The 13625-nt window shown below is 62.2% G+C and carries 13 protein-coding genes; 8 read left to right on the forward strand and 5 right to left on the reverse strand.

The genetic code is table 11. The features are described from left to right. Positions 1-332 precede the first annotated feature (332 nt). Entirely contained in the window at positions 333-1400 is a 1068-nt protein-coding gene (locus BFP89_RS06790; protein WP_065884758.1) for an NAD(P)-dependent alcohol dehydrogenase, read from the reverse strand. Between the two features lie 172 nt (positions 1401-1572). Here BFP89_RS06790 and BFP89_RS06795 point away from each other — a divergent pair, with 172 nt between their 5' ends. Then, positions 1573-2391 (forward strand): alpha/beta fold hydrolase, encoded by an 819-nt coding sequence (locus BFP89_RS06795; RefSeq protein WP_065884759.1) that lies wholly within the window; start codon positions 1573-1575, stop codon positions 2389-2391. 53 nt (positions 2392-2444) lie between these two features. Here BFP89_RS06795 and BFP89_RS06800 read toward each other — a convergent pair whose 3' ends face one another. Then, a complete protein-coding gene (locus BFP89_RS06800; RefSeq protein ID WP_065884760.1) occupies positions 2445-2927 on the reverse strand; it encodes a GNAT family N-acetyltransferase in 483 nt (160 codons plus the stop codon). Positions 2928-3103: 176 nt separating this feature from the next. Here BFP89_RS06800 and BFP89_RS06805 point away from each other — a divergent pair, with 176 nt between their 5' ends. Then, positions 3104-3439, forward strand: coding sequence for a hypothetical protein (locus BFP89_RS06805; protein ID WP_065884761.1), 336 nt, complete (start codon positions 3104-3106; stop codon positions 3437-3439). Here the strand turns inward: BFP89_RS06805 and BFP89_RS06810 are convergent. Beyond that, on the reverse strand, positions 3429-5042 hold the full coding sequence (locus tag BFP89_RS06810; RefSeq protein ID WP_065884762.1) for an ATP-binding response regulator: 1614 nt from the start codon (positions 5040-5042) through the stop codon (positions 3429-3431). The genes BFP89_RS06805 and BFP89_RS06810 overlap by 11 nt on opposite strands. A gap of 112 nt (positions 5043-5154) precedes the next feature. Here BFP89_RS06810 and BFP89_RS06815 point away from each other — a divergent pair, with 112 nt between their 5' ends. The 5 genes from BFP89_RS06815 (at position 5155) to argE (ending at position 9499) form a co-directional block, all read left to right on the forward strand. Further along, positions 5155-5757, forward strand: a complete 603-nt coding sequence (locus tag BFP89_RS06815; protein WP_065884763.1) for a LuxR C-terminal-related transcriptional regulator — start codon at positions 5155-5157, stop codon at positions 5755-5757. A 147-nt stretch (positions 5758-5904) separates the two neighbouring features. After that, positions 5905-7236, forward strand: a complete 1332-nt coding sequence (locus BFP89_RS06820; RefSeq protein WP_370671204.1) for a flavin-containing monooxygenase — start codon at positions 5905-5907, stop codon at positions 7234-7236. Positions 7237-7258: 22 nt separating this feature from the next. Beyond that, positions 7259-7669, forward strand: coding sequence for a RidA family protein (locus BFP89_RS06825; protein ID WP_065884765.1), 411 nt, complete (start codon positions 7259-7261; stop codon positions 7667-7669). Positions 7670-7679: 10 nt separating this feature from the next. Continuing rightward, positions 7680-8357 carry a DUF1028 domain-containing protein gene (locus BFP89_RS06830; RefSeq protein WP_065884766.1) on the forward strand — a complete coding sequence of 226 codons (678 nt, stop codon included), beginning with the start codon at positions 7680-7682 and terminating at the stop codon, positions 8355-8357. Beyond that, positions 8354-9499, forward strand: a complete 1146-nt coding sequence (gene argE / locus BFP89_RS06835; RefSeq protein ID WP_065884767.1) for an acetylornithine deacetylase — start codon at positions 8354-8356, stop codon at positions 9497-9499. Before BFP89_RS06830 ends, argE begins: the two co-directional genes overlap by 4 nt. Positions 9500-9620: 121 nt before the next feature. On the opposite strand, the gene BFP89_RS06840 is transcribed toward argE, so the two are convergent. After that, positions 9621-10532, reverse strand: coding sequence for a LysR substrate-binding domain-containing protein (locus BFP89_RS06840; protein ID WP_065884768.1), 912 nt, complete (start codon positions 10530-10532; stop codon positions 9621-9623). A gap of 250 nt (positions 10533-10782) precedes the next feature. Between BFP89_RS06840 and BFP89_RS06845 the strand changes: the two genes are divergently transcribed. Further along, complete coding sequence (locus BFP89_RS06845; protein WP_065884769.1) at positions 10783-12198, forward strand: purine-cytosine permease family protein; 1416 nt, start codon at positions 10783-10785, stop codon at positions 12196-12198. Positions 12199-12385: 187 nt separating this feature from the next. On the opposite strand, the gene BFP89_RS06850 is transcribed toward BFP89_RS06845, so the two are convergent. Further along, the gene (locus tag BFP89_RS06850) at positions 12386-13585 is read right to left on the reverse strand and encodes a TPM domain-containing protein (protein ID WP_065884770.1); all 1200 of its coding nucleotides are present in this window, start codon (positions 13583-13585) and stop codon (positions 12386-12388) included. Positions 13586-13625 lie beyond the last annotated feature (40 nt).

Consider the following 13625-nt stretch of genomic DNA (forward strand, 5'->3'; position numbering starts at 1 on the left):
GTAACCCGGCAGGACGCCGGGTTAGCCGCACTGGGCCAGGGATGGCCCATTGCGGCGGCCCACGGATTCAAGCCGGAGTGAGGGCACACCGAGCATGAGCGAGGTGCCGAGTGGTGGGGCAAGAGCGTTTTGCTTACTTTTGCGCTGTTCAAAAGTGAGCCGCTGTAAAAGCGGAACCCTAAGTGGCCGTTACCTAAATAATGGATATGTACTCGGTCTGATCCAAGATACTGGCCAGCCCAGAGGCCGCCATCGGGGGCAAGCCCCCTCCCACATTTGGACCTCGGATCGGCAAAAGATACCGGTCGACTCCAAGGCCGCCGCACTTGCGCTCAAGCCACACGACTCTCCTTCTTCAAACTCTCCATATCAATCACAAACCGATACTTCACATCCCCCTTGAGCATCCGCTCATACGCCTCATTGATCCCCTGAATATCGATCATCTCAATATCCGAAACAATCCCGTGCCTGGCACAGAAATCGAGCATCTCCTGGGTTTCCTGAATCCCCCCGATCAACGAACCCGCCAGGCTGCGGCGCTTGAAGATCAGGTTGAACACCGCAGGCGACGGGTGCGGGCTGTCAGGCGCGCCGACCAGGGTCATGGTGCCGTCGCGCTTGAGCAGGCTGATGAAGGCATCCAGGTTATGCGGCGCAGCGACGGTGTTGAGAATGAAGTCCAGGCTGTTGGCAACCTTGGCCATTTCATCCGCGTTCTTCGACACCACCACCTGATCAGCCCCCAGGCGCAGGCCGTCTTCGCGCTTGTTCGGTGAAGTGGTGAACAGCGTCACATGAGCCCCCATGGCATGGGCAATCTTCACCGCCATGTGCCCAAGCCCGCCGAGGCCGACCACCCCGACTTTTTTACCCGGGCCGACCTTCCAGTGATGCAGCGGCGAATAGGTGGTAATCCCGGCACACAGCAAAGGCGCCACCGCCGCCAGGTTGGTGTCGTCGTGGGAAATGCGCAGCACGAACTGCGCCTTGACGACGATGTTGTCGGAATAGCCACCGTAGGTGTTTTCGCCGCCGAACAGCGGCCCGTTATAGGTGCCGGTGAAGCCATTCTCGCAATATTGCTCATCGCCCTCGGCACAGGACGCGCAGTGCTGGCAGCTGTCGACCATGCAGCCGACACCGGCCAGGTCACCCACCTTGAATGTCTTCACATTGGCGCCGACCGCCGTCACACGGCCGACGATTTCATGGCCGGGCACCGAAGGATAAAGGGTGTTGTTCCACTCGTTGCGGGCGGTGTGCAGGTCGGAATGGCACACGCCGCAATACAGGATGTCGATCTGTACGTCATCCGCGCCGGGGGCGCGGCGCTCGAAGGTAAAGGGCTTGAGCGAATCCTTGGAGTCCCGAGCGGCGTAGCTGTAAGTCCTGGCCATTTCGTTCACCTGTATGATCTGACGGAAGAGCTCGGTGGACACGCCTGGCCGCTGAAACGTTCAACCGAGCACGTCCATACAAGCCGCGCGGCGGCGTTTGGTGCAAGCTTTCGAGACGTAAGCCCATGCGGATTTTCAACTCACTGTTTTCATGCAGACAAAGGAGTTTCAGATGAGCACATTCGTTGCCAAAGACGGTACCCGGATCTATTTCAAGGATTGGGGCAGCGGCAAGCCCGTGTTGTTCAGCCACGGCTGGCCGCTGGATGCCGACATGTGGGAATACCAGATGGAATACCTGAGCAGCCGAGGCTTTCGCACCCTCGCGTTCGACCGCCGGGGCTTTGGTCGCTCGGACCAGCCGTGGACCGGCAACGACTACGACACCTTCGCTGACGATATCGCCCAATTGATCGAACACCTGGACCTCAAGGACGTGACCCTGGTGGGCTTCTCCATGGGCGGCGGCGATGTGGCCCGCTACATCGCGCGCCATGGCAGCGCACGGGTCGCCGGCCTGGTGCTGCTCGGCGCCGTGACGCCGATCTTCGGCCAGAAGGACGACTACCCACAGGGCGTGCCCGACGACGTATTCGACGGCATCAAGGCCGGCCTGCTGAAGGATCGCGCGCAGTTCATCAGCGATTTCAACACGCCATTCTTCGGCCTCAACAAGGGCCAGAAAGTCTCGGACGGTGTGCTCACCCAGACCCTGCAGATCGCCCTGCAGGCCTCGCTCAAATCCACCGTGGACTGCGTGACCGCGTTCTCGCAGACCGACTTCCGCCCGGACATGGCCAGCATCGACGTGCCGACCCTGGTCATCCACGGCGACGGTGACCAGGTCGTGCCGTTCGAAACCACCGGCAAGGTCGCGGCCGAGATGATCAGGGGCGCACAACTGAAGGTGTACAAGGACGCGCCCCACGGGTTTGCCGCTACCCATACCCAACAACTCAATGAAGACCTGCTGGCGTTCCTGAACCGCTGAAATCCCTGTGGGAGGGGGCTCTCGATGAGGGAGAGCCCCCTCCCACATTTGGTTCAAGACTCACTCATCAGCCGCAGGCGCTTGACCATCGGCACACACGCCAACACCAACCCCGACGGCGAGTGATACACCGCCTGCTCATCCCCCACATAGCCGCACGCCCTGTAGAAACTCACCGCATTGAGCGTCGCATCCAATACCACCTCTTCAACGGCGAGATGACGCGCGACCGTCTCCAGGTGGTCGAGCATTGCGTTGCCATACCCCCGCCCGGTGAATGCGGGGCGTACAAACAAGGCGCCGACTTCATTGTTGGCAAGATCGAGCATGCCGGTGGCGACTGGCTCGCCGTTCACACAGCCCAGGTAGAAGCGTTTTTCCATCAGCACGCTGTAACCATCACTCGCACTGCCACGCGTCCAGAGCGCCATTTGCTCTGCGGTGTAGGCACCGATGCATTGGCCGAGAATAGCCTCACGACGAATCTCAAACGCGCTGTCGGCATCCTCTGGCGTAGCTCGTTTTATCTGCAACACAGCCTTCTCCCTTCCTTGATTTCAATATGCCATTAGCCCATGTGTGCTAATCGACCCGCGCTTCCCCCGGCGCTATATTCCCCGGCACTTCCAACGCTCAGCCAACACCGCGCACTCAATGCGCGAAGGGTCGTTGCGCGCTGGAAAAACCAAAACAATCCCAAGGAAGAAGCATTATGAAACTCCCCTCCCCTGTGACGCGCCTTGCCCTGCTCGGTGCCTTGATCATCAGCGTTGCCGGTTGCAGCAATATCAAACCCACCGAAGACCATCTCAAGAAACTCTCGGAGACCAACCTGGGCGAACCGGTCAAACGCATCTCCAATGTACGCAGCGACTCCATGACCACCTACTACGTGGTCAACACCGCCTCCGGCGAGTACAACTGCTCGGTGCCCAGCGGTGCCAGCGGCGGCGCGTTTGCGATTGCCAGCTTTGGCCTGATGAAACCCGCGGCCTATTGCATGCCCAAGGGTGCGCGGGGCAATGGGTTGACGCCGTTCACACAATAGTTTTTTCCTGGCTGAGCTCACGCAAGGCGCCGCGCAGTTCTGCAGGGCGCACCGGTTTGGACAGAATGGCGATCTGACGGTCGTGCAACGCAGCCTGGATTTTCTCCACGTCGTGCCCGGTGAGGATCAGCGCCGGCACCGCCCAGCCGCGTTGCCGGCGCAGGTGGTCGATGCATTCGATGCCGGTGGCGTGGTTGCCCAGGTCATAGTCGGCGACGATGATGTCGCAGTCGCTGACCAGGTCCTGCCCCGTGGACTCGGCCTGCACCTCGCAGCCCCAGCGCTCGAGCAGCGCCTGGGTGGCCAGCAGCACATTGTGGTCATCTTCGACCAGGCACACTTTCAAACCGCTGAGCAGGCCGGCCTGGCGTGCATCGTCACGCGATACCGGTTGAGCCGGCGCAGGGGCCGGGGCCAGGCCATGCAGACTTACCGACGTGCCCCGGCCTACCCGCGAGCGCAGGCTCACCTGCAGCCCCATCAACTGCCCCAGGCGCTTGACGATGGACAACCCCAGGCCGACGCCTTCGACGTCCTTGTCGCGCAGTTGGCGCACGCGATAGAACTCTTCGAAGACCTTCGCCAGATGCTCCCCTGCAATCCCCCGGCCCTGGTCATGCACCTCTACCACCAGGCGGTTATCGCGAATACGCACACCGATCAGCACTGGCCGTTGCGCGCCATACTTGAAGCAATTGGAGAGCAGGTTTTGCACCATGGTCGCCAGCATCCCCGGATCCACCAGCACCCAGTGGGCGCAGGGTCGCAAGCGCAACTCCACGCCCGCCCAGCGTGCGGCTTCGGCGTTCTGGCGTACCAGGTCGGCGAGAAAATCGCCCAGATGGATCACTTGGTATTTGGGCTGCAGACGCCCGTTGTCCAGGGTGTAGAGGTCGAGAATGGAACGGAACAACTGCGACACGTTGAGCAGCGAGCGATCGATATTGTCCACCAGCCGCCGTTCGTCATCGCCCAGGCGGGCTTCGCGCAGGCAGGCGGTGAACAGGCCGATGGAGTGGATCGGCTGGCGCAGGTCATGGCTGGCCTGGGCGAGAAAACGGGATTTTTCCAGGTTGGCGGCGATGGCTTGTTCGGAGGCCTTGCGCGTACGCTCCAGCAGGATATGCGCGTAGATCGGAATCACCGTGCTGGTGATCATCAGCATCAGCACCATGAACGGCTGTGCCTGCCACCACGGCGTGAGCTGGTACACCATCAACAGCGCCAACAACGCCAGCCCCGTGGCAATCGCAAGGTAGCGCGACCCATAGCGCATGCCGTTGCCCAGGTTGACCCACACCATCACCGCATACAGTGGCAACGCCGCCTCACCGCCCACCACCAGCCCAAACGAAGTGCCGGTATAGTCGTGGAGCATGCCGAAAATCCGCCGCGCCGGGTAATGCCCGGGCCAACGCGCGATCACCTGGCGCAAGGCAATGGACGCCAGCAGGAACAGGAAGATATACAGGAGCACCGGCCAGTAAGTGTCCACCGAATGCCCGGGCAAAAAGCCCAGCACGCCTATATACACAATGGCGATGGTTGCCACCACAATGCGCAGGTTCGCCTGGTCGAGTTCGGAGTTGGTCTCGAGCCCCATGGGTTACGTCCTTGTTGTCATAGCCCTGGCCCTTTGTACGAGCGAGGCGGGCATTGGGCCCGATAATAAAACAGCATGCCTGCACACAGCCATGCCCAGCAAGGAGCTCACCATGACCGGCCGGATTATTATCGCCGACGACCATCCGATGTTTCGCGAAGCCATGGCGCGCACCGTGCAGCGCCTGCTGCCCGAGGCCCGGGTACAGGAAGCCGGCGACCTGGACGCGGTGCATGGGTTGCTGCTCGACCCAGGCGACATCGACACCCTGATCCTCGACCTGCGCTTTCCCGGCCTGACCTGCATCAGCCAGCTCGCCGACCTGCGCCGGCAACTGCGGCGTACCACGTTGATCGTGGTCTCGATGGTGGATGATCCGGCGCTGATCGAACAGGTCATGGCCCTGGGCGTCGACGGCTTTATCGGCAAGAACATCGCCCCCGACGAAATCGGCCACGCGCTGCTGGCGATCCGCGACGGTGAAGTGCTGGTCAGGTTCGCCCCCTCCGGCCTGCTGCCGCTCGACACCCATACGCTCACCCCGCGCCAGCAGGACGTGCTGCGCCTGATTGCCCAGGGCAAGACCAACAAGGAAATCGCCAAGGCACTGGATATTTCACCGTTTACCGTGCGCATTCATGTGTCGTCGTTGCTGCGCAGCTTGAAGGTGACGACGCGGGCGGCGGCGGCGGTGAAATACTCCGGGGAGTTCTAGATCCAAAAATGTGGGAGGGAGCTTGTCCCTCCCACATTGGACTATGGCGCACCCGTTAACCTCCCCCGCTCTGCATCCGATATTTATGCTCACTTCCCAGCTTAATAATATTTTATTAAAAACCACCCTCCCCCTAGCCTTGAAGTCATGCCCAAGCTGAATCCAACTGCATTACGCAAGGACAGACACATGACCCAAGCAATAACAAAAACAGACACCCTGGTGGTGGGCGCCGGCCAGGCCGGCGTGGCCATGAGCGAACACTTGAGCAAGCACGGCGTGCCGCACCTGGTGCTCGAGCGCAGCCGCATCGCCGAGCGCTGGCGTACCGGGCGCTGGGACTCGCTGGTCGCCAACGGGCCGGCCTGGCATGACCGTTTCCCGGGTCTGGAATTCGATGACGTCGCGCCCGATGGCTTCGCGCCGAAGGAGCGCGTAGCGGATTACTTCGAAGCGTATGCACGCAAGTTCAATGCGCCGATTCGCACGGGCGTGGAAGTCACGTCGGTGGTGCGCAACGAAGGTCGCCCGGGCTTTACCGTGCACACCAGCGCAGGCGTGATCGAAGCCAACCGCGTGGTGGCCGCCACGGGGCCGTTCCAGAAGCCGGTGATCCCGGCCATCGCGCCAAAAGACACTGCGCTGCACCAGATCCATTCCGCCGACTATCGCAACCCCGCGCAATTGCCGGCAGGTGCCGTGCTGGTGGTGGGTGCCGGTTCTTCCGGGGTGCAGATCGCCGATGAATTGCAGCGCGCCGGTCGCCAGGTGTACCTGTCGGTCGGCGCCCATGACCGCCCGCCGCGCGCTTATCGCAACCGCGATTTCTGCTGGTGGCTGGGGGTACTGGGCGAGTGGGACCAGGCGGCGATGAAACCTGGCCGTGAGCACGTGACCATCGCCGTCAGCGGTGCCCACGGCGGCAAGACCATTGATTTTCGTGAGCTGGCCCAGCAAGGCATGACGTTGGTCGGCCTCACTCACTCCTTCAATGGCAACGTGGCTACGTTCCAAGCCAACCTGGTGGACAACCTGGCCCGTGGCGATGAGAACTACCTGGCCCTGCTGGATGCAGCCGACGCTTACATCGAGCGCAACGGCCTCGACCTGCCCCTGGAGCCCGAAGCCCGCCGCGTGTTCCCGGATGCCGACTGCATCCAGCAGCCGATCCTGGAACTGGACCTGGCCCAGGCCGGCATCACCTCGATCATCTGGGCCACCGGGTTTGCCGTGGACTACAGCTGGCTCCAGGTGGATGCGTTCGATGCGGCCGGCAAGCCCCGGCACCAGCGCGGCGTCTCCAGCGAGGCCGGGATTTATTTCCTGGGACTGCCATGGCAGTCGCGCCGTGGCTCGTCGTTTATCTGGGGGGTGTGGCACGACGCCAAGTACGTGGCGGACCACATCGCCATCCAGCGTCAATACCTTGAGTACCGCGCGCCCGCCTCGCTGGTTCGCCCGTCCCCTGTCAGCGCCTGATCCCCTTGCCGGAGTTTTTACAATGCCTACTCACACCCGTATTCGCATGTTCAACACCAAGCAAACCTACCCTAACCAGAGCCTGGACAACGACCTGTGCCAGGCCGTGCGCGCCGGTAACACCGTGTATGTGCGTGGCCAGGTGGGCACGGATTTCGAAGGCCAACTGGTGGGCCTTGGTGACCCGCGGGCCCAGGCCGAACAGGCGATGAAAAACGTCAAGCAGCTGCTTGAGGAGGCGGGCTCGGATCTGTCGCATATCGTCAAGACCACCACCTACCTGATCGACCCGCGCTACCGCGAACCGGTGTATCAGGAAGTCGGCAAGTGGCTCAAGGGCGTGTTCCCGATCTCCACCGGGCTGGTGGTCTCGGCCCTGGGCCAGCCGCAGTGGCTGATGGAAATCGACGTGATCGCGGTTATTCCCGAATAAGGAGCCACCCATGACCTTTTCAATCGTCGGCCGCTGCGCGGACACCGGCCAGTTGGGCATCGCCATCAGCTCATCGAGCATCGCCGTGGGCGCCCGCTGCCCATGGCTGCGCCCCGGTGTGGGCGCGGTCGCTACACAAAACATCACATTGCCGGCCCTCGGCCCCGACGTGCTCGATTTGCTCGAGCAAGGCCTCACGCCTGCCGATGCCATCGACACCGCCTTGACGCGCAACGGCTACAGCCAATATCGGCAATTGACCGCGATCGATCACCTGGGCCGCAGCGTGCATTTCAGCGGCAGCGAAACCCTGGGCACCCACAACGCCGTGTCGGGCGAACAGTGCGTAGCGGCGGGCAATATGCTCGCTGACCGGGGGGTGATCGAAGCGATGGTCCAGGCTTTCGAGCACGGCGAAGGCCAATTGGCCGACCGCTTGCTCGCGGCCATGCATGCCGCCATCGCCGCCGGCGGCGAAGCAGGTCCAGTGCATTCGGCTGCGCTGGTGGTGGTGGGCGAGCTGACCTGGCCGATCATCAACTTGCGCGTGGATTGGGCCGATGAAGCGCCCATCGGCGAACTGCAAACACTCTGGGACGCCTACCGCCCGCAAGTGCAGGACTACATCGACCGCGCCCTCGCCCCCGACCGCTCGCCGGGCTACGGCGTGGCCGGGGACGAGCGATGAGCCGCAGCCGCGAACTGCTGCAGACCCTGGTGGGGTTCGATACCACCAGCCGCGAATCCAACCTGCAGTTGATCGAATTTGTGCGCGATTACCTGGCGGGCTTCGGCGTGGCCAGTGAGTTGATCTACAACGAATCGCGCAGCAAGGCCAACCTGTTCGCCAGCATCGGCCCGGTGGAACTGCCCGGCATTGTGCTGTCGGGGCACACCGACGTGGTGCCGGTGGATGGGCAGCCCTGGACCCTGCCAGCGTTTCAACTGACCGAGCGTGACGGCAAGCTGTATGGCCGTGGCACCGCCGACATGAAGGGCTATATCGCCTGCGTGCTGGCGCTGGTGCCGGAACTGATCGAGGCGCCGTTGCGCCTGCCGGTGCACATCGCCCTGTCCTACGACGAAGAAGTCGGCTGCCTCGGCGTGCGTTCGCTGCTTGGCGTGCTGGAACAACGGCCGGTAAAACCGCTGCTATGCATTATCGGCGAGCCGACCGAGCTCAAACCCGTGCTCGGCCACAAGGGCAAGCTGGCGATGCGCTGCGAGGTGCATGGCGAGGCGTGTCACTCGGCGTATGCACCGTCCGGTGTGAATGCGATCGAGCATGCCGCCGAGTTGATCGGCGAACTGGGGCGCATCGGCCAACGCTTGCGCGCACGCCAGGACCCGCGCTTCGATCCGCCGTTCAGCACCGTGCAGACCGGAGTGATCAGCGGCGGCAAGGCCCTGAATATCGTGCCGGCCGATTGCCGGTTTGATTTTGAAGTACGTGCCCTGCCCTCGACGGACCCGGGTGAAGTGGCCGAGGCGTTGCAAGCCTACGCCATGCAAAAGGTACTGCCGCGCATGCAGGCCGTGAGCCGGCAGAGCTCGATCCGGTTCACCGAGTTGTCGGCCTACCCGGGCTTGGTCACCGATGAGCGCAGCCAGGCCGCCGAGTTGATTGCGGCGTTTTGCGGTTCCAGGGAGTTCGGCACCGTGGCGTTTGGCACCGAGGGCGGGCTGTTTGATGCAGTCGGCATTCCCACCGTGGTGTGCGGGCCGGGGAGCATGGACCAGGGGCACAAGCCGGATGAATTTGTCAGCCTGGAACAGCTCAAGGGTTGCGATGCGATGTTGCAGCGGATGCTCGACGCCATCCGCCTCTGAATGCACTACAAATCAAATGTGGGAGGGGGCTTGCCCCCGATTACGGTGGGTCAGCTACAGATAAGTTGGCTGAACCACCGCTATCGGGGGCAAGCCCCCTCCCACATTGGACCTTGTGTTTTTACCCGAGTAATCGCGCCAACTCTTCGCGGCAGTAATCGACGAACAACTGCACCGGTTTGGTCAACGGTGCGCGCTTGAGCCACACGGCCGACAACCCGGAGCCGGTGACGGTTTCCACCAACGGAATACACACCACCTGCTGCCCATCATAGGTGTACTCGCTGAACGGCTTGGTCACCAGGATCGAAAACCCGAACCCACGCCCCACCATCCCGCGCACCATCTCGATGGACGGCGAGCTGAACACGATATTCGGCGTCAACCCGCGTTCTTCAAAGATGCTCACGAAGTAGGTCCGACTGGGCAGCACGTCCAGCAGGATCATCGGTTCCAGTACCAGGTCCGCCAACGACACTTTGGCCTGCCGGGCAAAGCGATGATCGGCCGGCAACAACGCGTACGGCTGCTGCGGCGGCATCAGCGGCGTGGTTTCGATGGAGCCGCCCAGGTCGTGCTCGAACAGCATCGCCACATCGATGGTGCCGGCGGTCAGCGCCTGTACCAGCTCCTGTTGCTCACCATCGCGAATACGGATCTCCACTCCCGGCCAACGCGCCTTGAAGCCGGCGATCAGGCGCGGCAGGTACAGCGGTGCCACGGTTTCAAAGCAGCCGATATCGATCTGTCCGGCCACCACATCATTGTCCGCCAAGGCGTTCTGTTCGAACTCATGGGCCACGCGCAACAGCTCCAGCGCCTTGCGATAGAACCGCGCGCCGCTGGGGGTCAGGGACACGCCCTGGGCGTGATGCCGGATAAACAGCTGCACGCCGAAACTGTCTTCCAACTGCTTGATCGCCGTGGAAACCGACGGCTGCGCGATATACAGCTTGCGCGACGCCTCGGCGACGCTGCCGCATTCGGCCGTGGTGACGAAATATCTGAGTTGGCGCAGGTTGTAGGCAGCCATCGGGCCTCCGAAAAACAGGGTGTTTTGCCCCAGACCAGTGCAGGAAAAGCCGGCTTTTTTTATCGATCCGAGCCCATGCAACATACCGGAGCAAAAATCACCGCGAGATACTTTTTTTAAGGTCTGTAGCAACAAACTTACTAATTTACCTCCCCGTGTCCATTGCAGATGATCGCTGCAACAACAAAGCGCCGCCGTTGCTGCGCACAGCGAAGTACGTCCACGTACTCACCTTGCCTTGGAGCTCGTCATGGTTACCACTGCAACATCCTCCGCCCCGCTTATCGAAAAACACACGATTGGATACGTGCCCCCGGAAGATCGCCATGGAAAGGTAAGAGACCTGTTCACCCTGTGGTTCGGCGGCAACATCGCACCGCTGCCGATCGTCACCGGCGCCCTGGGGGTGCAGTTGTTCCACCTCAATCTGGTGTGGGGCATCGTCGCCATTCTGGTCGGCCACTTGGTCGGCGGTGTGTTGATGGCGTTGCACTCGGCCCAGGGCCCGCAGATGGGCATTCCGCAGATGATCCAGAGCCGTGCCCAGTTCGGCTCCCTCGGTGCGCTGTTGGTGGTGGTGATTGCCGGCGTGATGTACATCGGCTTCTTCGCCTCCAACATTGTGCTGGCCGGTAAGTCCCTGCACGGCGTGGTCGATGCGGTACCGGTGCCGGTTGGCATCGTGATCGGCGCCATCGGCTCCGGGGTCATCGGCATCATCGGCTATCGCTTCATTCATGTGCTCAACCGTATCGGCACCTGGGTACTCGGTGCCGGCATCGTGCTGGGCTTCGGCTACATCTTTACCCATGTGCAGACCAGCGACTTTTTGACCCGTGGCAGCTTCAACATTTCCGGTTGGCTGGCCACCGTGTCCCTGGCCGCGCTGTGGCAGATCGCCTTTGCGCCGTACGTCTCGGATTACTCGCGCTATCTGCCGGCCGATGTGCCCGTCGCCGCCACCTTCTGGACCACCTACCTGGGTTCGGCCCTGGGTTCGAGCCTGGCCTTCATCTTCGGCGCCGTCGCCGTGCTCGCCACGCCCGTCGGCATGGACACCATGGAGGCGGTCAAACTCGCCACCGGCTCCATCGGCCCCTTGATGCTGGTGCTGTTTCTGCTCAGCGTGATCAGCCACAACGCCCTCAACCTGTACGGCGCGGTGCTGTCGATCATCACCCTGGTGCAGACCTTCGCCTACCGCTGGATCCCCACGGCGAAAAGCCGCGCGGTGATCTCGATTGTGGTGCTGGTCGCCTGTGCGATTGCGGCGGTGTTCGCCTCCAAGGACTTCATCGGCCACTTCGTCGACATGGTGCTGGTGCTGCTCGTAGTGCTGGTGCCGTGGACCGCGATCAACCTGATCGACTTCTACGCGATCCACAAAGGCCAATACGACATCGCCTCGATCTTCCGCGTGGACGGCGGCATCTACGGCAAGTACAACCCCCAGGCTCTGCTGGCGTATGCGGTGGGCATCGCGGTGCAGATTCCGTTCATGAACACGCCGCTGTACGTAGGGCCGATCTCCGAACACATCAACGGCGCGGACCTGTCGTGGGTGGTGGGGTTGGTGGTGACGTCGCCGTTGTACTTCTGGTTGGCGAGTCGGGACAGTGCGTATAAGCGCCGGATGGATGGCGGGAAGTTGGTGAGTGGGGTTTGATACAGAGTCTCAGTAGGTTGTGAGCGAGCTGCAACCAGCCAACCTGGCATGCCCAACTCGGTCAAAACTGTGGGAGGGGGCTTGCCCCCGATGGCGGTGTGTCAGTCACTGTAGGTATTGACTGAACCACCGCTATCGGGGGCAAGCCCCCTCCCACATTTGGATCTCAGTGGCGTCTTCTACCCCGTTACCAACTCCCCGACGCCCCGCCGCCACCACTGGAACCACCCCCACCGGACGAGCTGCTGCTGGAGCTGGAACCGCTGGAGCTCGAACCGGAGCCACCGCCCGACCCAGACCCCGAGCCCTCGCCGACCTTGCCGAAAAGAATCAACGCCACGAACGACGCGATAGGGAACGCCAGCAGCCAACCGTCGCGGCCGTGATCGATCACCAGCCCGGCCACCCCATACACCACGACCGCCGCCACCAGGCGCACGATAAAACCGGTGCGGCTGGTTCGCCAGGTTTGCCGCATGATCAGCAGCAGCACCAGGTACAACCCCAGCACCACCAACACGCATACCGGCCACAGCAACCAGTGGATGAAACTGACGTCCACGTAGCGGTCCGCCACCACCAGGGCGGCAATATAGACCAACAACCCGATCACGCCGTAGAACAGCGCCCGCACCTGCCACAATGCGCCAAACAGGGCACCGCCGATCAACAAGGTGAACGGTATGATAAACAGAAACATCGGCCATTCCTGACCTCCGCCCAGCAGCGTCAGCAACAGCGTGGCCGCCACTGCGGCGATCAAAGCCTTGCGCCAATGCAATTTACCAGCGGCGAGCAGCGCACCCAGCAGGCCACCCAGCACAAACGCCGCCAACAGCGCGATGAATTGCGGGTTGATCCCGCGCTCGGCCACTTTGGGCAAGTCGCCGCCGTCCACCAGCACGGTCAGCGCGTCCACGCCCTGTTGAACACCGCCGGCAAAGTCGCCCTGGCGAAACGCCGGCGTAATGCGCTCTTCGATGATGCGATGGGCCAGCAGGTCGGTGACCGTGCCTTCCAACCCGTACCCCACCTCGATGCGCAAGGTGTGATCGTTCTTGGCCACCACCAGCAGGATGCCGTCGTCGACGTCCTTGCGCCCCAGCTTCCAGGCGCGGAACAGTTGGTTGGCATAGTCCTCGATGGCGGTATCACCGGTGCTGGGCACCAGTAATACGGCGACTTGCGCGCCTTTGCGCTGCTCCAGGTCGGCCAGTTGCTGCTTGAGGCGCTGGACGCTGTCCGCGTCGAGGGTGTTGGTCAGGTCAATGACGCGCTGGTCAAGCGCAACGCCGATAGGCGAAGTGTCGGCCCTGGCGGTGATCAACAGACTGGCCAGTAACAGAACCAGCACGCTCAAGACTGATTGCCGTAGCATCACCATCATGTATTGTTACCTGAAGTTTCTTCCTGAAGGCGCCGACTTT

Source organism: Pseudomonas sp. 31 R 17 (genome assembly GCF_900004915.1).
Lineage (GTDB): Bacteria > Pseudomonadota > Gammaproteobacteria > Pseudomonadales > Pseudomonadaceae > Aquipseudomonas > Aquipseudomonas orientalis_A.

Coding starts and splice junctions, on each gene's coding strand:
- BFP89_RS06790 (WP_065884758.1), bottom strand. CDS start 1,400: ATGGCCAGGACTTACAGCTACGCCGCTCGGGACTCCAAGGATTCGCTC.
- BFP89_RS06795 (WP_065884759.1), top strand. CDS start 1,573: ATGAGCACATTCGTTGCCAAAGACGGTACCCGGATCTATTTCAAGGAT.
- BFP89_RS06805 (WP_065884761.1), top strand. CDS start 3,104: ATGAAACTCCCCTCCCCTGTGACGCGCCTTGCCCTGCTCGGTGCCTTG.
- BFP89_RS06810 (WP_065884762.1), bottom strand. CDS start 5,042: ATGGGGCTCGAGACCAACTCCGAACTCGACCAGGCGAACCTGCGCATT.
- BFP89_RS06815 (WP_065884763.1), top strand. CDS start 5,155: ATGACCGGCCGGATTATTATCGCCGACGACCATCCGATGTTTCGCGAA.
- BFP89_RS06820 (WP_370671204.1), top strand. CDS start 5,905: ATGCCCAAGCTGAATCCAACTGCATTACGCAAGGACAGACACATGACC.
- BFP89_RS06825 (WP_065884765.1), top strand. CDS start 7,259: ATGCCTACTCACACCCGTATTCGCATGTTCAACACCAAGCAAACCTAC.
- BFP89_RS06830 (WP_065884766.1), top strand. CDS start 7,680: ATGACCTTTTCAATCGTCGGCCGCTGCGCGGACACCGGCCAGTTGGGC.
- argE (WP_065884767.1), top strand. CDS start 8,354: ATGAGCCGCAGCCGCGAACTGCTGCAGACCCTGGTGGGGTTCGATACC.
- BFP89_RS06840 (WP_065884768.1), bottom strand. CDS start 10,532: ATGGCTGCCTACAACCTGCGCCAACTCAGATATTTCGTCACCACGGCC.
- BFP89_RS06845 (WP_065884769.1), top strand. CDS start 10,783: ATGGTTACCACTGCAACATCCTCCGCCCCGCTTATCGAAAAACACACG.
- BFP89_RS06850 (WP_065884770.1), bottom strand. CDS start 13,585: ATGATGGTGATGCTACGGCAATCAGTCTTGAGCGTGCTGGTTCTGTTA.